Below are 17,390 nucleotides of genomic sequence, written 5' to 3' on the forward strand. Positions count from 1 at the left end.
CCACCTCCTTAAAAGAAATAGTTATTTTCATATGAAGGCCTGAACCAGTCTTCCGATTATTTGTCAAAAAACTTTGCAAGTCCTGCCAATCTTGGATCAACAGTCTTTTCTTTGTCTTCTTCCGAAATCACTTGCCAGTCTTGACCTTGCGTCGGTGCTCCACCAGAAACATCATCACTGAAAATTTGCATTGGAATCTCCAAAAGTATATTTTCCTTGATTACGGGCAGTAAGTCAAGTACTTCTCCTTCTAAAGAATGAATTTCAGCTTCAGTTTCAAATTCTTCTTGTGAAGTTTGGAACACCTCAGTTGTTTTAATGTCAAATGGTAATGTCACATCTACTAAAGAGCGAGAACATGGTAAAACCATGCTTCCAGTTATATGTAGATGAAACGTAAACTTACCGGAGCCAAAATCAACTCTTCCCATTACATGCACAGGATTAATTTCACGAATATCTTTCTCGACCTCTTTTAGCTCACTTACATCTACCATCTCATCCAATGTCAATCCTTTATTTCTCAATTTATTCAATTGATGGATGGACCATTTCATATCATATCACCTCAAGGCAACAAACAAAATTATAGCTAGCCATTTTATATTTGTCAATGTTTTTTCTTTACACTATAATGAAGTCATCATAGTAAATAATATATAGAGTATCACGTTTTTCAAAAAGATGCTACATCGAAAGGAGAGATTACCATAAAAGCTGGTGGTATTGTTGTTGAATATAACCCTTTTCATAACGGTCATCTTTATCATGTGCAACAGACAAAAAAGTTAACACAATCCGATATAATAATTGCCGTTATGAGTGGTCCTTTTTTACAGCGTGGTGAGCCCGCACTCATTTCCAAATGGTATCGCACTAAAATGGCCTTAGCAAACGGCGTAGACCTTGTTGTAGAGCTTCCATACGTCTTTGCAACACAAAAGGCTGAAACCTTCGCAAATGGTGCTATTTCCATTTTAAATGCCCTACGTGTTTCTGAAATTTGTTTCGGTAGTGAGGATGGACAAATCAAAAACTTTTATAATACCATCTCCGTACAAAAAAACGAAGAAGAGACTTTTAACTGCCTTGTAAAACAATTCATGGACGCTGGTAATAGTTATGCAAAAGCAACATCAGATGCTTTCTCACACATTTTAACATCCGAAAACAACATTGATATGTCACAACCAAATAATATTTTAGGCTTCCAATATATGAAAGCAATTCTGTCACAGAATAGTTCTATACAAGCTCAAACTATACAAAGATTTGCCTCTCATTATCATGATGAAACATTTAATGACCAATATATTGCAAGCGCGACAAGCATCCGAAAACAACTCTTTAGCGAAGAAGGATCATTTACAACAATTGAACCTTTTCTCCCACAGGCAACCACTTCGCTTTTAGCAAATTACAAACAAAACTACGGGATATTACATAATTGGGAACAATACTTTTCATTTTTTAAATATAAACTCATGACGATGTCTCCAGGGGACTTACGACATATATATGAAATAGAAGAAGGTTTAGAGCATCGTATTTTATCAAAAATACAAAACAGTTCCTCCTTCTATTCATTCATGGAAGCATTAAAAACAAAACGTTATACATGGACTAGATTACAAAGAGCTTGTACACACATTTTAACAAACACAACAAAAGAGGAAATACGTAGCGCAAATATAGAACAACACGCACCATATATCCGCCTGTTAGGCATGTCACAAAAAGGACAAACTTATCTTTCAAAAAACAAGAAAAAAATCGAACTTCCAATCCTTACTCATACAAAAACATTTGACCATGCCGCTTTAGATATAGAGAAAAAAGCAAACTCTGTATATTTCTCCATCATGCACGAACCGTTACGCACGCAACTATTAAAACAGGATATAACACACCATCCTATTCGCTATGATGAAACAACTACAAAATTCCTATAAAAAAACCTCTCTATTTCAGAGAGGTTTTTTCCTTATCCATCTTTTCTAAATATGTTAACGCATCATCCAGCGTATCCACTGGTATAATTTTCATTTTTGTTTTAATATCCTTTGCAGTCTCAAGTGCATCTTTATAGTTCGATTTCTCCGCACCTTTTTCATTTGGCGCAAAGAACACTTCAGCCCCGGCATCGCTAGCAGCCACCACTTTTTGATTTATACCACCAATTGGGCCCACTTCTCCTTTTTCATTAATTGTACCTGTTCCAGCTATCTCATGTCCTTTTGTTAAGTCTTCTTCCACAAGTTGATTATATATTTCTAATGTAAACATTAAACCTGCGGATGGTCCACCAATTTCATGAGAATTAATTTTCACTTTCGGATCGACCACTAATTCTCTTTCCGTAACGATAGAAACACCTATACCGACACGTCCATTTCCATTAGGAATCGTCTTTACATTTAAATTTTCTTTCAATTGTTTTCCATTTCTCATGTACTCAATACTTACAGCATCGCTTTCTTTTTTCCCAGTCATATATTCAATAAATTGCTCCGTCTTTTCAAATGTTTTTCCGTCAACAGCTATAATAACATCACCAAGCTTAAGCTTTCCTTCTGACGGCATTCCTTTTGCCACACCAGCAACTAATACACCTTTATTTTCAAAAGAAACAGAGCGATTTGCACGTTTATATGCATTATAAATTGCGGCATTTTGTGAATCTTTCATCGCATAATTTTGGCGAAATTGATATTCTTCATCACTCTCACCTTTTTGCAATATTTCTTCCGCTTTCGAAATATGTGTATATTTATTAAACTGTGCCGCTATTAAATTCACCACATTTGCTGGCCCCATTGAAACCGTAACAAGCATAAAATCACCAGATTCTTTCGTTCCACCCTCAACTTGAACGTAAGGCTCTAATTTGGCAGCCATTCCTGGTTTTGTTACATAATACGGTAAACGTACGTAAACAAGTAACATCGCCAATATAACCCCTATTAAGATTGCATATATAAACCGAAAACGCTTAAACATTATGTTTCTCCTTCCACTGCTCAATTAATAAATAAATATTTGAAACATGTTTTTCCGCTTCTACTTCTCCAACTCGAATAATGTCTTCAATGTTCGTAAAAGCACGTGAACTAAATTGCTCTACAGCTGGTCGCATCATTAAATCCGATGCAATTTGCCGATTCATTACAAGCTCATGCTGCATAATTTCAATACTTTGCATGATTACGTCATAAATGGACGTAACATCTCCATTCACCTTAATTGGAGATACATCAACAGCGATAACAATATCGGCCCCTAACTCTTTCACAACCGATACTGGGATGCGATCAATAACTCCACCATCCACTAATAATCGTCCATCTATTTTTTCTGGTACAAACACTCCAGGAACAGATATGCTAGCCCTAACCGCATCTGCAACTGGCCCACTTGTAAAAACCACTTTTTCCCCCTTCAGTATGTCAGTAGCCACAACAGCCGTCGGGATATCTAACTCTTCTAAATTTTTATTATATGTAAACATTTTAATCATATCTTTGACACGTTTTCCAGCAATAAATCCCATTTTTGGTACCGTGAAATCTAAATAATACTTCCGCTTAAAAACAGATGCCAATTTATACAATCTTTCAACGTTACTACTTGCCGCATAAAACGTACCTATTAGCGCCCCCATACTACTTCCTGCAATCATATGAATAGGGATATCCGCTTCCCTTAAAACCTTTATTACACCAATATGAGCAAACCCTTTCGCTCCTCCAGACCCAAGCGCTAAACCAATCTTTGGTTCTTTCATTTTTCTCACCCTTTAATTTTTTTCATTCCTTTTTCATACTTATGGTCTAAATTCACTACGTATCCACGTATACTGAAATGAACGTTTTTTGGGACAAAGGGGGATTTACTTACATGTATGAAAAATGGAAAACCGCTTTCCTTACCATATCAACGCTATTTTTAACCTTTTCTCTTGTACTCCACCCCCAAGCCGCTTTGCAAGCTTCTATTCGCGGGTTAAATATATGGTGGGAAGTTGTATTCCCTTCACTACTACCGTTTTTCATCATTGCAGAACTTCTAATTAGTATCGGTGTTGTAAAATTTATTGGCGTTATATTAGAACCACTCATGCGCCCACTTTTTCGCGTTCCAGGGATAGGTGGATTTGTTTGGGCCATGGGAATGGCTTCTGGTTTCCCTGCAGGCGCCAAATTAAGCGCTAGACTACGAAAAAGCAATCTTTTAACTCAGATTGAAGCGGAGCGCCTCGTTTCTTTCACAAATTCTTCTAATCCACTTTTTATTTTCGGTGCTGTGTCTATCGGTTTTTTTAATAATCCGAAATTAGGAATTATATTAGCGGCTGCCCATTATTTCAGTAACTTTGCCGTCGGATTAATTATGCGTTTTTACGGACATAATACCGCTTACAAAAATAATACACACACTACAAAAAAACGCCGCTTTCAAAACCCTTTTTTAATTCTTCACGAGACGCGCTTACAAGAAAAAAGGCCAATCGGTAAATTACTTGGGGATGCTATCGTTTCTTCTATTCAAACATTACTTATGATTGGCGGATTTATTATTTTATTCTCTGTGTTAAATAAAATGATTACTGTATTCCACATTACAGCAGCTCTTTCTTTTATTATGCAACATATTTTATCATTCTTCCAACTAAGTACGGATTTTAGTATACCTATATTATCAGGTATTTTCGAAATGACACTCGGAAGCCAAATGATTAGTCAAATAAATGAAACACCGCTCTTACAACAAGCTATGGTAACAAGCTTCATTTTAGCATTTAGCGGTCTTTCTATTCAGGCACAAGTTGCTAGCATATTAGCTGAAACAGATATCCGATTTAAACCCTATTTTTTCGCACGAATTATTCAAAGTATTCTTGCCCCTATTTTTACATTTGTATTTTGGACACCATTTTATGAGAAAGTGAGTTCTTTCTCACCTATACCAAAAGATATTCCTGTATTTTTATCCAAGCATCCTTCTATACTACATGAAATTTGGACATCTTTTATACATTACGGACCAATTTTTACATTATTTTGTCTATACTTATATATTATTTTATTATTTTTGCGCACGTATAAAGAAAAACCCCGTTCACTTTAACGGGGTTTGAAACTTTTCTTTTAAAGCACGCTCCACAATAGGAGGTACAAGATCTACTACACTTCCTCCATACCTCGCAACTTCTTTCACAATACTCGAGCTTAAAAATGAATATTGGTTGTTTGTCATAATAAAAAATGTTTCAATATTTTCATCTAATTTTCGATTCATAGAAGTAATTTGCATCTCATATTCAAAATCAGAAACTGCTCGTAAACCACGTAATATTGCATTTGCATTACGCATTTTTGCATACTCTACTAACAGCCCACTATGCGAATCTACTTTTACATTCGGGATATCCTTTGTCGCTTCTCGAATTAGTTCTAATCGCTCTTCAACTGAAAAGAATGGTTTTTTTGATGAATTGTTTAAAACGACTACGTACACCTCATCAAATACTTTTGCTCCCCTTTTAATAATATCCAGATGCCCAAGGGTAATTGGATCAAAACTTCCTGAAGAAATAGCTATACTTGTCATTCTGTCCCCTCACCTTCATACTTATAAATCGATATTGCAGTAATCCCATAATTCTCAGCTCGTACTTTCACAAGCCTGCCTATTGAATTAGGTAAAACCACATCATGACCATGCTCTGCCATAATTAATCCATCACTATGCAGCAATCCATGTTGATCCATTACACTAATTAAAGATACAATTTTTTGCTCTTTATATGGAGGATCTATTAATATAAGATCGAATGACATTTCACGTTTTATTAGCGCCTTTACTGCACGTTCCGCATCATTTCGATATACTTCAGCTTGTTCCTGTATTCTACAACTTTCTAAATTTTGATGAATTACTTTTATCGCTTTACTATCCCTATCAACAAAAATCGCTTTATCGATCCCTCTGCTCAAAGCCTCAATTCCAAGACCACCACTACCACCAAATAAATCAAGGGCAATACCACCATCAAAATAAGGACCTATCATATTAAAAATAGATTCTTTTACTTTATCTGTCGTTGGACGTGTTGTATTACCAGGAACCGCTTTAAGTGGGTGTCCTTTACATTTTCCTGAAACTACTCTCATCTGTTGTCACTACCTTTATTTCAATATATCGAGCGATTATACAAAGCCATTCCCACTTCGGTAACCGTTAACAAATTACATTCACCTAAATATCGGAAAACTCACCATCAAATAACCGCTCATTATTTTTATGTATTCATCTCATCATTCACTAATATGAATCCAATATGTATATTAGTTCCACTTTATCTTTTTTATCCTATCACAAAATAAAAAAAAGAAAAATAAAAAGCCCAACATAAAATTTAATTTCATTATGTATATCTTCATTTAGATTGGACATAAATAATTATAACAACATCACCTTCGATGTTGTTGCCAACCGCGGAGAAGACTTACGTTTCCCCATAAGTTCTTCCTCCGGTTTCTCCTCTCCCTTTTCCTTCTTACTAGTACATGCTAGTATAAGAAGGGCCCTGCTATGCAGGGTTTTTTTTCTTTGTGTGCTTTTCATTTAAAAAGTGAAATGGTACAGTAAAAGAAAGAGGAGGAAAAAATATGATTCAACGCTTTATAGAACTCGGAGAAGGCTACTCTGATTTATATGAATTACTTGAAATTGCCAAAACAAATCAAGAACGTATAGCACATATGTTACAATTTGAAACGATAAAAAACGATAAAAAAGTGTGTTCGCTTGGTGTAATATTAAAACCAACTACTACTGGTGATTTCCAACCATTATACATATGTCGTGAAGGCATTCCTGTATTTGAAAATAAAAAAAGTAAACGTGTCATTTTATTTGAAGAAACGGCAGAGCAACTCGGAAAAAAAGTGGCTACTTTTACTGTAAAGCCATCTACAACTTTCCCAGAAAAAGAACTATTTTTTAATCATTTAATTGGCATTTTACGAATGAACAATTTCATTCCTCCGATGAAATAACACTTTATTTCAATTAAAAAATCCCCCGCTAAACTTAGCAGGGGATTTTTTCTATTAGCTATAATCGTATTCTTTTGCTCGATCAGGACGGGAATTTTCAAATTCCGTTTTTAAATACGGGCGATACGACTGTTCTATCTTTTTCACAAAAGGAAGTTTGTTCAACTTATGCATCATATGCTCAATTTGTTCCATGTCACAATATACTACAGCATATTTTAATCGTTTTGATATGTAATGTATGTTACCATATTTCCTTAAAATCTTGGCATGTTTCAATGAATGTAAATAAACAATCATACTTTGTCGTTGCCCGAACATAATCTTCTCCATCTTCTCCTTTTAAAAACATATATTTTATATTCTATGAAAACCAATCAGAAATTTATAACATTACAGGACAAACTCTGTATACGTTTTCTTCCAACTTCTAAAAAACGGGGTACATCACCCCGTTTTTTTACAACCACAACCTCCGCCAGTACCACAACCTCCACCACAGCCACCAGCATCAAAGAATGGATTTCCTGTTGGTACTTTAATGGAAGAAGACACTTCCGAACCGATTGCTACACTAACTTCATCTAATAACTTCTGCAAAGCAGTTTCTGCTCTTTTAAAAGCTGCAACCTTATCATGTAAGTCCACAGAACGCTTTAATTCTCTCATTTTCATTGATACGGTAGTGTAGTCAGGATGGTATTTTCCAAAACGCTGTACTTCCTCATACCGTTCTTTCATCGCTGTAAATTGCTGAATTAACGTCTGAAGTTCTATATCTTCATGTAATTCTCTATAATACTTACGATAATCTTCTGCTATATCTGAACAGATAATCGCTTTTGCAAGCTGCTCTGCCTTATCTAATATTAATACGCTTTCTAGCGTCGCTACAATCATGAGAGACACCTCCGAGTATCCATCATACCACATTTAGATTAGAACTACTAATTGAAGTGACTTACTCAAAAGAAAGATATAATGAAACTATTTTCACACTATATCCGTACACACTTATACATTAATATGTTCCGCTATATTATATTTAAGAACATCCCATTTCCCACTATTTTGTTTCACATAACTAATACACGCATTTTTTAATGGTGTCTTAAATGTAATTTCATCTGGTTCAATGGCATGTAAAATTGCTTTTATCGCGTGTGAGTGAGCAACAATAATAATACGTTTGCCAAAATGAGTTGTTGCAACATCTTCTAAAGCAGCAAAGCAACGAGCTACAATCTCTTCATCTTGCTCCATACCTTCTACTTTACCCTCAGCAATCAACTCTCTAACAGTCGCAACTGGCTTCCCTGAAGCTTCTCCAAAATTCCGTTCAACAAATCGATCATCTAATAAAATCGATTGTAATCCAGCCGCCTTTGCGATTTCATTAGCCGTTTCTTGCGCTCTAATTAACGGGCTACTTATAATGATATCCCACGTTTCTTCTTGTAAAGCAGCTGCACTTTGACTTGCTTGCTTCTTACCAACTTCATTAAGCGGAATATCTTCTCGCCCCTGAATAATTTCTTGAAAATTCCAATCAGTTTGTCCATGTCGTACTAAACAAATTTCCGTCATGCTGCAACTCCTTTTTAAATAATCAATCTCTATTGTAACAAAAGTTCTGCATGACGGACATATTTTTCACTTGCAATTAGGTTGCATTTTGTTGCTTCATATACTGAAACATATCAATCATGATCGAAGCAACAGCCAATTGATTTTGAAATTTTTCCACTTTATCTGGTATTGTTTTTTTGAAATGTTGCATCGCCGCTAACTCAAAAGCCTCTTTTTCTTCAGGATTTCGTGTTAATTTTCTATACCAGTACGGTTGCTCTCTAATATAGCGAGATAAATCCTCATCAGCCTTTATAAACTCCATAATTTCTGCTCTCATCATCTTTCCCCCCTAATCCTTTTGAAAGAAAAACGGGTTATTTTCTGAAGTACTTTGTTCTTGCTGCGTACGGTTACCTTGAAATTGCTGAATAACTTGTTGCACGCTCCCAATAGCACTCGTCACATTGGCTAAATGGTTCTGCATTTGTTCCACGTCCAACTTTTTAAAAAAAGAAAGCATTTGCCCCATCACATCAGCAGTTTTTTCCTCTTCAGTTCGATTATCTTTTTCTTTTTTATTTTCTTTTACCGAAGAAAACGCAGGCGCTCCATCCGGTCTATAAGTTGCCCATATTGGATCTTCTTCACCAAGTAAGTACCATTCTTCATAAAATTGTTGCCAAGTTTTGTGACCATTTCTAACCTCATGAACCATTTTAGGGTGATGGTTTACAAATTCTTTAAACTGTTGAACCGATGGATGTAACGGCCCTTTTGTTGTTGGCATAATCCTCACCTCTCCATGTATATCTACTATATAGTAAGAAAAAAAAGGCACATGGTTCGCCTATTTTCAGACGATTCATGCACCTTTTTTTCTGCTATTTGCATACGGTCAGATTCCCACCTACAATTCAGTGAATACGAAGTAACTAATTAGGTGATGTAACACCCCACCGCTTACAGTTTCGCTTTATTTTCGAATAAAGTTTTGTGTATACAATTTATCGTATACACCAACACCTAATCCTGTAAATTGTTCATTTAATAAATTCTTTCTATGCCCCTCACTATTTAACCAACCTTGCACTGCCGCAATTCCATCACTATGTTGCGCCGCTATGTTCTCACCAGCAAGTTGAAATCCTACTTTCCCGCGCTGCAATCGATCTCCTAGCGTACCTAATGTAGGTGAGTCATGAGAAAAATAATTATTGTCTTTCATATCTTTACTGTGACCAACAGCAACATCTGCTGTTTCCTGATCCCATGTTAATAATGATAATTTATGACGACTTCGAATGATATTTGTTAAATCAAAAATTTGTTGCATATTCCCATTTTCTACTTGTTTTATTTTTTCTGGAGTCAATGGTTGTTCTGCTATTAATTCACCTGAATAAACGAGCTGATACGGTCTTTGGCGTAATAATGTTTCATCATCCATATAACGAACACCCACAAGCTCATGTGTAAATTGATCAAAATACAATTGCGCCCATCCATCTTCTACAGGTATTAACGGTTGTTCCATGACTTCGGTATCAGATAGTTCAAATTGATAACTATTTTTCCCTCTTTTTAACGCAATTTCATGCGAAGGCGGACTTTTTTTATATACTTCTTCATATTTTTCATTTATATAATAAGGTGGAACCTTAACTTGTTCACCAGCAGCATACGCCGTTACAACTTTACGTTCAGAAACTCCAAATTGAGCATACTGAGTTAAATCCTGATTGTATACCCACCATTCATATCCGTATGCAGACGGCTCTATTCGAGAGGGTTCTCCCCACTTCGCCAATAAATTTTCAGAGTCTTCACCAATCATATTTAAAACAGTGTCTGAGGAGTCTTCCTTAATTTGCTTTTTCTTTTTCACAATTTTATTTTCTTGCTTTGATTGAGATGGGGTTAATATATATTGTGAAACGAGTAATTTTCCGTATAAATCAACAGCTAAAATTAAAAATGTAATCATTACGATACGCAATAATTTCTTCAAACGATATACCTCCTGAACAAAACATAAAATTGAGATATACACAAATCCTTTTCTTTCTTTTTGTGTGTACCGTACTCTTTTCACTATATCATATTTTCGTGAAAAAAGTCTGGATTATCCCTTTTCTCTCAATATGAATTGCACTTTCTTATTATTCATACTATTATAAAAATAATGGTGTAACATTAAAAAAGGAGGTATTATATGCAATTTACAAATACGAAATTTAATGGAGCCGTCGTTGAATTAACTCTTTTAACTGAAATCATGGAAAACAACCACTTCGTACTTGCTGGACAGTGGGATTATGAACGGGTTACATACGATTATAAATTTGAAATATTAAAGGATATTTATTATTTACGAGTGCAAGGAGTTGCTGTTGAAGGTGACATCGGCAGTAGACACGCTGAAGTAAAACTACTCCCCCCCTTATTAGGAAAACATTATTATCCTCACGGCGTTGAATATGGCGATGATGAGACTTTCCCAACGAATGTACTTCAAAAAAGTGAACAACTCCTACAAAATGTCGAAAAAGAGTTAAAAGAACTTCAAATTATTGATTAACAAAAACAAGCGCATCAATATGATGCGCTTGTTTTATTTCCCTTCCCTAAGAATGAATCGTTTTTTTTACTGGATATCCATAAATAGATCCATCTTTTACTTTAATCTCATCTTCCCAAGGAACCTTATATTTACCTTCAGCTAAATCTTTTATAAACGTATATGGGTTTTCTTTCACCCCACCAGGAGTTGCTACATATCCTCTTGAACCTAGATTATATATATTATTTTCTAATCCCCATCCTAATCTAGCCTGATCTGCTAGTTCTGGATATACTTCAGCAGTAACAATCTCCCAAGGATTTCGATGCCCCTGTACTAAAGTAGTCCCATCAAAATTACATACTTGTCCTTCACCAAAGTAATAAAATACACCATCATAACCCGCTAAGTTTACCGACAATGTATACATTAAATTCTGCCATGCATTTGAACGATTGGTTAGCATCCATTGTTCACTAACTTGTGTGCTATATCCAGAAATACGAATCAAGACATTTGCACCTTTATAGGCCGCTTCACGAGCTACTTCAGGGAACATGCCATCATGACAAATACAAACAGCTAATTTACTTCCTCCAGGTCCAACACAAACAGGTAAGCCTAAATCTCCAGCTTTCCAAGGCTCGACTGGTACCCAAGGATTTAGCTTACGATACTTCAAAATCATTTCACCTTGTGGATCAATAATAACTGCTGTATTATATGGCTCTCCACCACCAGGATTTTTTTCCATTATCGAAAAAACACCATATACTTTAGATTCTTTACATGCCTCAGCAAATAAGTCGGTTTCTGGCCCAGGCACTGTACATAAAAATTCTTCTGTGGTCCATTTTTTTGTATTGAGCCCTTGTGTACTATATTCAGGAAATACTATTAATTCTAATCCAGGATAACCTGATTTGGTCGAATGAATTGTTTTTATGATTTGTTGAATTTGTTTATCAATGTCCGCACGTGACTCTACTACTGGTACTGGATATTGAATTAGTGCTGTCAAAAAACCACTAATCGGCTTTACCATACTTCCACTACTACCCATTAAAATTCCCCCTTAAAATAGTTCGTGTTTATTAAAGATAACAATATATATTTGTAACTCTCTAAAAAACTTGCACTACATATGGAATTATTACGCATGAAAGCTAGTAGTAAATTTTATATCCACTTTTAGTACACGCCTACACTAACTTAACATAAAAAGCCAGAAAATTCAACCTTCTTAAAAGGAGCTAAAACTAAAAAGAAAAAGCGCATGGAATCCCATACACTTTTTCACTTAGTCTGTAAATACGGCGGCAATTGTTGCAACTGCTCCTTATCCTTTTCACGTTCTCTACGTGCCCACCTAAAGAATACATAGCCTATAATTGTACCGTACACTATTTCCTGGACAATTTTCATTATGATACCACCAGTTTGCTGGTCTTGTACAACTGGCATCCAGTGCAAAAATTCTGGTCCCGTTATATTTAAATCTGATAAAGTGCCCGCTGGTACACATAGTTCCATCGCTTTCATCCAAGCAGCCGGATCCGTATACGTTGCAAATAACGGGGCTGTCGCAAAAATGATTAACGCACAAGCAGGCGTTAATAATATACCGTTAGCAAACATATAACCAAGTTTCTTTATATCACTTAACGTTTGATATTCTGGTAATGGATTTAACATCGGCCACCACATCATAATTGCTGTAAAAAACAATATAGCTAAACAAATAGGATGAGCTATTTGACTTTGTTTTACTGTATCAAAAACAACTGGTAAATGATAAAAAGAAAACAGGCCGTTAAATACAAACAACGCAATAAGTGGTTTAGCAAATACCTTTAATATAATTTGAACGAACTTAAAAGAAGTAATGTAACGATATAACCAAATCGGTATACCAAGCAACAGTAACGGTGGAACTGCAATATACATGACTGCCATTTCAAACATATGAGCACTAAATATAATATGGCCAATTAAATCAATAGGCCCTCCCTTTACAAAATACAAAAGAACAATACCAGTCGTAAAATAAAAAATTTGCTTCTTACTTACCTTCGTCGCATTTTCAAATCGCATTCTATATGGACCAATAATTAAGAAGTACCCAATAAGAATCGACAGCATAAATATTAAAAAGATTGGACTCCATAAAGCCTGAAATCCAAATATCCACAAGTTACTCATTTTCACACCTACCTTCGTAAGGTTATCCATAATATGAAGAGGGAGCTGTGACAACACAAGCTCCCTTATTTTTCACTTTTCAAATCCAGACGATTGTCATAAATGCTAAAATTGTAATTAACCCTATTAGCAGACCAGAGTATAGAAAGAAACTTGCTGCTTCATGTCCTTTATGACTCATATGCATAAAATAATACAATTGAAAAATTACTTGTACCACTGCTAATAGTAAAATAAATGGAACAGAGAAAGTCGGACTAAAAGTTTTTGGATACGCCACTGCTACAAATGCAACTAATGTTAAAAAAATCATTAATGCAAACGTAATAACTTGATGCTTCATTTCCTCCGCACTTTTTCTCTTCCGATAAACAAGATCAACTTTAGGATTATTCGTTTGCTTTATTGCCATTGTTTATCCCACCATTCCCATTAAATATACTACAGTGAAAATAAACACCCAAACTACGTCAATAAAGTGCCAATAAATCGATGCAACATAAAACTTTGGTGCATTGTATAAATTTAGACCTCTCTTCGCATTTCTAAAGATTAATGTTAAAATCCAACATAACCCAAACAATACGTGGAGTCCATGTGTACCAACAAGAGCATAAAACGCAGAGCCAAACGCACTACTTCTCATAGTATGCTTAAATTCATGTGTATAATGATAAAACTCATATATCTCAAACCCTAAAAACCCTAAACCTAGCAATACAGTTACTAGTAACCAAAGTTGCATTTTCTTAAAGTTAAAGTTTTTCATGTGATACATCGCATATACACTCGTTAAGCTACTCGTTAATAAAAGCATCGTCATAATGAAAACGAGTGGCATTTGGAACATCTCTTGAGATGTTGGTCCACCATTTGTAGAATTCTTTAACGCTAAATATGTGCCAAATAAGGAAGCGAACAATACTGTTTCGCCTCCAAGAAATAACCAAAAACCGACAAACTTATTTTTCCCTTCAAGGGTTGCTTTTTCAGGCTCTGCTGGAAATGTTTCATTCGTTAATTTTTCATCTACATGCATTATGCCTTGCCCCCCTTATCATCTAAATCTTCTTTATGAATATGATATCCATGATCATCGATTACTGAACGTAGGAACATTGCGCCAAATGTAATGATTAAACCAATAATTGCTACCAATAACCAGAACTTATCTTTTCCACCCTGCATATACATTGCACCAAATGCCGCTATAAACAATCCAAAAGAAATGACAAATGGTGAAAACGAAGGATTTGGCATATGAATATCACCAACTGGTTCCGCTGCTGTCATCTCTTTATTACCTTCACGTTTTTCAATCCAAAACGGATCTAATCCGCGAACAAATGGTAATTGTTTAAAGTTATATTCTGGTGTCGGTGCTGGCATTGTCCATTCTAATGTACGTGCATCCCACGGATCACGACCAGCTTTTTCTTTTGATACTGTCGTTTTAATTACATTGAATAGAAGAACAATAGTCCCAAGAGCCATAAACACCGCTCCAATAGAACTAATCATATTCCCCATTTCCAACCCTTGCCCTTCAAGATATGTGTAGTAACGGCGTGGCATACCAATCAAGCCAAGGAAATGCTGAATAAAGAACGTTAAATGGAAACCAATAAAGAATAGCCAAAACGTTATCTTTCCTAATGTTTCATTTAATACTTTATTAAACATCAGTGGCCAATAATAATGAGCTCCTGCAAGTAAACCAAATACAACACCGCCAACGATTACATAATGAAAATGTGCTACTACGAAATAGTTATCATGAAATTGATAATCAGCTGGTGCAGATGCTAGCATAACCCCTGTAACTCCACCCATTACGAATGATGGAATGAAAGCTACTGCCCACATCATTGGTGTCGTAAAACGAATACTTCCGCCCCACATTGTAAAGAGCCAGTTGAATATTTTGATACCAGTCGGAACCGCAATCGCCATTGTTGCAACTGAGAAAATAGCATTAGCAACTGGACCAAGTCCAACAGTAAACATATGATGCGCCCATACCATAAATCCTAAAAATCCAATTAATACAGTCGCAAACACCATCGATGAATAACCAAACAATCGTTTTTTCGAAAATGTCGCGAAGATTTCTGAGAATATTCCGAAAGCTGGGAGTATAAGAATGTATACTTCTGGATGACCGAAAATCCAGAATAAATGCTCCCATATAATTGTATTCCCACCCAATGCTGGATTAAAGAAACTTGTTCCAAATAAACGATCTAACATTAAAAGTCCTAATCCTACAGTTAACGGTGGAAAAGCGAATAATATAAGCGAAGATGTTACAAATGTCGTCCATGTAAACATCGGCATACGCATATACGTCATTCCTGGCGCACGCATATTAATAATGGTGACAAGGAAGTTAATCCCTCCAATTAATGTACCAATACCTGAGATTTGCAAACCGAGTACATAGAAATCAACACCATGACCTTTAGAAGCTAAAGCTAAAGATGCATAAGATGTCCATCCTGCATCAGGTGCTCCACCTAAAAACCAACTTAAATTTAAAAATACTCCACCAAAGAAAAATAACCAAAATCCGAGTGAATTCAAAAACGGGAACGCTACATCACGTGCACCAATTTGAAGTGGTACAGCGGCGTTCATAAATGCAAACACGAGTGGCATAGCTGCGAGGAAAATCATTGTTGTACCGTGCATCGTCAATACTTGATTATAAGCATCCCCAACAAGAAAAGCGTTGTTAGGAATCGCTAATTGAAGGCGAATAAATAGAGCTTCTATTCCGCCTATTACAAAAAACAATCCACCTGCAATTAAATAGAGAATGGCAATCTTTTTATGGTCTACTGTCGTTAAATAATCCCATATGACAGCACCCATCCCCTGTTTTTTTGCTACAGAACTCACGTTTTCAACCTCCCCTTCGCGAATAATCCCTCTTTACTTTTCAACTTTTAACGTTTGTAAGTATGCATTTAATGCATCAATTTGATCATCCGTTAAGTTGCCATATTTGCCAGTCATTTTGTTTCCTGGCTTCATATTTTCAGGATCTTTCAGCCATTTTTTTAAGTTTTCTTCATTGTTTTCGGCAATACCGGCAACCATATCGCGATCCGCAAAGTTTGCTAAGTTTGGTGCGATACGAGCGGAAGGTGGTCTACTATCATTAGATCCAACTGCGTGACAACCAATACAGCTTTTATTAAATATTTCTTGGCCCTCTTGCGCCTTTGTTGAAGCTACTTCTTTCTTCCCATCAATCTTCTTCATATCAGCAAGCCAATTTTTGTACTCGCTTTCATCTAAAGCTTTCACTTTAAATTGCATTAAAGAATGTGATGGGCCGCAAAATTCTGTACAAAAACCATTATAAGTGCCCGATTTATCTGCCTTTAACCACATTTTGTTCACATTGTCTGTATTTGTATCCATTTTCCCAGCTAAAGATGGAACCCAAAATGAGTGTTTAATATCGGCACCCTTCAAATTTAAATACACTTTCTTACCTGTGGGGATGACTAAATCTTGCGAAGTTACTATCTTTTCTGATTTATAAGAAAATTCCCACCAATAAAGATTCGCTGTTACATCAACAACGATAGTATCTTTATCAATATTCTTTTTCTCCATCGCACTTACATCAGCAAGTTTGAATGTATATGTAACCGTTGGAACAGCTAAGATTAGTAAAAGAATAATCGGAATAACTGTCCATATAATTTCTAGCTTGTGATTTCCTTCAACTTGCTCTGGAATATAATCTTCCTGACCTTTCTTTTGTCGGAAACGCACAATTACATACAAGAAAATAATAGTAACTACTAGTACTACTCCTACCATGATTGCACTCGCCAGTAGAAGTAAATCATATTGCATTTTTGCTACTTCTCCTTGCGGAATTAAAGTAGATTGAAAGGCTTTACCGCATCCCCCTAACAGTAAAGCCAGCAGTGAAACGAACGAAAGCAGTCGCCACTGTTTCTTCATACAAACAACCC

General features: G+C 35.7%; 21 protein-coding genes. 4 read left to right on the plus strand and 17 right to left on the minus strand.

Annotation, left to right across the window (positions count from 1 at the left end):
• Positions 1-56 precede the first annotated feature (56 nt).
• On the minus strand, positions 57-557 hold the full coding sequence (locus CN409_RS14485) for a YceD family protein (protein ID WP_000872137.1): 501 nt from the start codon (positions 555-557) through the stop codon (positions 57-59).
• A 213-nt stretch (positions 558-770) separates the two neighbouring features.
• Here CN409_RS14485 and CN409_RS14490 point away from each other — a divergent pair, with 213 nt between their 5' ends.
• Positions 771-1,952, plus strand: coding sequence for a nucleotidyltransferase (locus CN409_RS14490; RefSeq protein ID WP_003307657.1), 1,182 nt, complete (start codon positions 771-773; stop codon positions 1,950-1,952).
• A gap of 10 nt (positions 1,953-1,962) precedes the next feature.
• On the opposite strand, the gene CN409_RS14495 is transcribed toward CN409_RS14490, so the two are convergent.
• Positions 1,963-3,000, minus strand: a complete 1,038-nt coding sequence (locus CN409_RS14495; protein ID WP_000476296.1) for a SepM family pheromone-processing serine protease — start codon at positions 2,998-3,000, stop codon at positions 1,963-1,965.
• Entirely contained in the window at positions 2,993-3,784 is a 792-nt protein-coding gene (locus CN409_RS14500; RefSeq protein ID WP_000662584.1) for a patatin-like phospholipase family protein, read from the minus strand. The genes CN409_RS14495 and CN409_RS14500 overlap by 8 nt, the downstream gene beginning before the upstream one ends.
• 113 nt (positions 3,785-3,897) lie before the next feature.
• Here CN409_RS14500 and ylbJ point away from each other — a divergent pair, with 113 nt between their 5' ends.
• Positions 3,898-5,127 (plus strand): sporulation integral membrane protein YlbJ, encoded by a 1,230-nt coding sequence (ylbJ, locus tag CN409_RS14505; protein ID WP_000273087.1) that lies wholly within the window; start codon positions 3,898-3,900, stop codon positions 5,125-5,127.
• Here ylbJ and coaD read toward each other — a convergent pair.
• Both coaD and rsmD read right to left on the minus strand, forming a co-directional pair.
• Positions 5,119-5,610, minus strand: coding sequence for a pantetheine-phosphate adenylyltransferase (gene coaD / locus CN409_RS14510; protein ID WP_000200601.1), 492 nt, complete (start codon positions 5,608-5,610; stop codon positions 5,119-5,121). The two genes, ylbJ and coaD, sit on opposite strands and share 9 nt — an antisense overlap.
• Positions 5,607-6,173, minus strand: a complete 567-nt coding sequence (gene rsmD / locus CN409_RS14515; RefSeq protein WP_081143617.1) for a 16S rRNA (guanine(966)-N(2))-methyltransferase RsmD — start codon at positions 6,171-6,173, stop codon at positions 5,607-5,609. Before rsmD ends, coaD begins: the two co-directional genes overlap by 4 nt.
• A 498-nt stretch (positions 6,174-6,671) precedes the next feature.
• Between rsmD and CN409_RS14520 the strand changes: the two genes are divergently transcribed.
• On the plus strand, positions 6,672-7,061 hold the full coding sequence (locus tag CN409_RS14520; RefSeq protein WP_086390404.1) for a DUF7147 family protein: 390 nt from the start codon (positions 6,672-6,674) through the stop codon (positions 7,059-7,061).
• Positions 7,062-7,115: 54 nt separating this feature from the next.
• On the opposite strand, the gene CN409_RS14525 is transcribed toward CN409_RS14520, so the two are convergent.
• From CN409_RS14525 to CN409_RS14550, 6 genes are all read right to left on the minus strand, one after another.
• Positions 7,116-7,382, minus strand: a complete 267-nt coding sequence (locus CN409_RS14525) for a YlbG family protein (RefSeq protein ID WP_002082261.1) — start codon at positions 7,380-7,382, stop codon at positions 7,116-7,118.
• A gap of 126 nt (positions 7,383-7,508) precedes the next feature.
• Entirely contained in the window at positions 7,509-7,961 is a 453-nt protein-coding gene (locus CN409_RS14530) for a YlbF/YmcA family competence regulator (protein ID WP_000634361.1), read from the minus strand.
• A gap of 114 nt (positions 7,962-8,075) precedes the next feature.
• Complete coding sequence (locus CN409_RS14535) at positions 8,076-8,648, minus strand: histidine phosphatase family protein (RefSeq protein WP_000134944.1); 573 nt, start codon at positions 8,646-8,648, stop codon at positions 8,076-8,078.
• A 76-nt stretch (positions 8,649-8,724) separates the two neighbouring features.
• The gene (locus CN409_RS14540) at positions 8,725-8,970 is read right to left on the minus strand and encodes a YlbE-like family protein (RefSeq protein ID WP_001200990.1); all 246 of its coding nucleotides are present in this window, start codon (positions 8,968-8,970) and stop codon (positions 8,725-8,727) included.
• Between the two features lie 12 nt (positions 8,971-8,982).
• Entirely contained in the window at positions 8,983-9,420 is a 438-nt protein-coding gene (locus CN409_RS14545; RefSeq protein WP_001143333.1) for a YlbD family protein, read from the minus strand.
• Between the two features lie 186 nt (positions 9,421-9,606).
• Complete coding sequence (locus CN409_RS14550) at positions 9,607-10,641, minus strand: CAP domain-containing protein (RefSeq protein ID WP_000735372.1); 1,035 nt, start codon at positions 10,639-10,641, stop codon at positions 9,607-9,609.
• 204 nt (positions 10,642-10,845) lie between these two features.
• On the opposite strand from CN409_RS14550, the gene CN409_RS14555 reads away from it, so the two are divergent.
• Positions 10,846-11,211: a YugN family protein gene (locus CN409_RS14555; RefSeq protein ID WP_001160945.1), complete on the plus strand. Its 366-nt coding sequence runs from the start codon at positions 10,846-10,848 to the stop codon at positions 11,209-11,211.
• Between the two features lie 46 nt (positions 11,212-11,257).
• Here the strand turns inward: CN409_RS14555 and CN409_RS14560 are convergent, their stop codons facing one another.
• The 6 genes from CN409_RS14560 to coxB all read right to left on the minus strand — a co-directional run bounded on the left by CN409_RS14560 (position 11,258) and on the right by coxB (position 17,379).
• Complete coding sequence (locus tag CN409_RS14560; RefSeq protein ID WP_000535809.1) at positions 11,258-12,256, minus strand: formamidase; 999 nt, start codon at positions 12,254-12,256, stop codon at positions 11,258-11,260.
• A gap of 233 nt (positions 12,257-12,489) precedes the next feature.
• A complete protein-coding gene (gene ctaG, locus CN409_RS14565) occupies positions 12,490-13,395 on the minus strand; it encodes a cytochrome c oxidase assembly factor CtaG (RefSeq protein ID WP_041488175.1) in 906 nt (301 codons plus the stop codon).
• Between the two features lie 79 nt (positions 13,396-13,474).
• Positions 13,475-13,807: a cytochrome c oxidase subunit IVB gene (gene ctaF, locus CN409_RS14570; RefSeq protein WP_000985703.1), complete on the minus strand. Its 333-nt coding sequence runs from the start codon at positions 13,805-13,807 to the stop codon at positions 13,475-13,477.
• A 3-nt stretch (positions 13,808-13,810) separates the two neighbouring features.
• Positions 13,811-14,434 carry a cytochrome c oxidase subunit III gene (gene ctaE, locus CN409_RS14575; RefSeq protein WP_000557861.1) on the minus strand — a complete coding sequence of 208 codons (624 nt, stop codon included), beginning with the start codon at positions 14,432-14,434 and terminating at the stop codon, positions 13,811-13,813.
• A complete protein-coding gene (gene ctaD, locus CN409_RS14580; RefSeq protein ID WP_153577875.1) occupies positions 14,434-16,269 on the minus strand; it encodes a cytochrome c oxidase subunit I in 1,836 nt (611 codons plus the stop codon). Before ctaD ends, ctaE begins: the two co-directional genes overlap by 1 nt.
• A gap of 60 nt (positions 16,270-16,329) precedes the next feature.
• On the minus strand, positions 16,330-17,379 hold the full coding sequence (gene coxB / locus CN409_RS14585; protein ID WP_000745273.1) for a cytochrome c oxidase subunit II: 1,050 nt from the start codon (positions 17,377-17,379) through the stop codon (positions 16,330-16,332).
• Positions 17,380-17,390: the final 11 nt, after the last annotated feature.

It is taken from the genome of Bacillus sp. AFS012607 (genome assembly GCF_002558005.1).
Classification (GTDB): domain Bacteria; phylum Bacillota; class Bacilli; order Bacillales; family Bacillaceae_G; genus Bacillus_A; species Bacillus_A thuringiensis_S.

Coding starts and splice junctions, on each gene's coding strand:
- CN409_RS14485 (WP_000872137.1), bottom strand. CDS start 557: ATGAAATGGTCCATCCATCAATTGAATAAATTGAGAAATAAAGGATTG.
- CN409_RS14495 (WP_000476296.1), bottom strand. CDS start 3,000: ATGTTTAAGCGTTTTCGGTTTATATATGCAATCTTAATAGGGGTTATA.
- CN409_RS14500 (WP_000662584.1), bottom strand. CDS start 3,784: ATGAAAGAACCAAAGATTGGTTTAGCGCTTGGGTCTGGAGGAGCGAAA.
- ylbJ (WP_000273087.1), top strand. CDS start 3,898: ATGTATGAAAAATGGAAAACCGCTTTCCTTACCATATCAACGCTATTT.
- coaD (WP_000200601.1), bottom strand. CDS start 5,610: ATGACAAGTATAGCTATTTCTTCAGGAAGTTTTGATCCAATTACCCTT.
- rsmD (WP_081143617.1), bottom strand. CDS start 6,173: ATGAGAGTAGTTTCAGGAAAATGTAAAGGACACCCACTTAAAGCGGTT.
- CN409_RS14520 (WP_086390404.1), top strand. CDS start 6,672: ATGATTCAACGCTTTATAGAACTCGGAGAAGGCTACTCTGATTTATAT.
- CN409_RS14525 (WP_002082261.1), bottom strand. CDS start 7,382: ATGTTCGGGCAACGACAAAGTATGATTGTTTATTTACATTCATTGAAA.
- CN409_RS14530 (WP_000634361.1), bottom strand. CDS start 7,961: ATGATTGTAGCGACGCTAGAAAGCGTATTAATATTAGATAAGGCAGAG.
- CN409_RS14535 (WP_000134944.1), bottom strand. CDS start 8,648: ATGACGGAAATTTGTTTAGTACGACATGGACAAACTGATTGGAATTTT.
- CN409_RS14540 (WP_001200990.1), bottom strand. CDS start 8,970: ATGAGAGCAGAAATTATGGAGTTTATAAAGGCTGATGAGGATTTATCT.
- CN409_RS14545 (WP_001143333.1), bottom strand. CDS start 9,420: ATGCCAACAACAAAAGGGCCGTTACATCCATCGGTTCAACAGTTTAAA.
- CN409_RS14555 (WP_001160945.1), top strand. CDS start 10,846: ATGCAATTTACAAATACGAAATTTAATGGAGCCGTCGTTGAATTAACT.
- CN409_RS14560 (WP_000535809.1), bottom strand. CDS start 12,256: ATGGGTAGTAGTGGAAGTATGGTAAAGCCGATTAGTGGTTTTTTGACA.
- ctaG (WP_041488175.1), bottom strand. CDS start 13,395: ATGAGTAACTTGTGGATATTTGGATTTCAGGCTTTATGGAGTCCAATC.
- ctaF (WP_000985703.1), bottom strand. CDS start 13,807: ATGGCAATAAAGCAAACGAATAATCCTAAAGTTGATCTTGTTTATCGG.
- ctaE (WP_000557861.1), bottom strand. CDS start 14,434: ATGCATGTAGATGAAAAATTAACGAATGAAACATTTCCAGCAGAGCCT.
- ctaD (WP_153577875.1), bottom strand. CDS start 16,269: ATGGGTGCTGTCATATGGGATTATTTAACGACAGTAGACCATAAAAAG.
- coxB (WP_000745273.1), bottom strand. CDS start 17,379: ATGAAGAAACAGTGGCGACTGCTTTCGTTCGTTTCACTGCTGGCTTTA.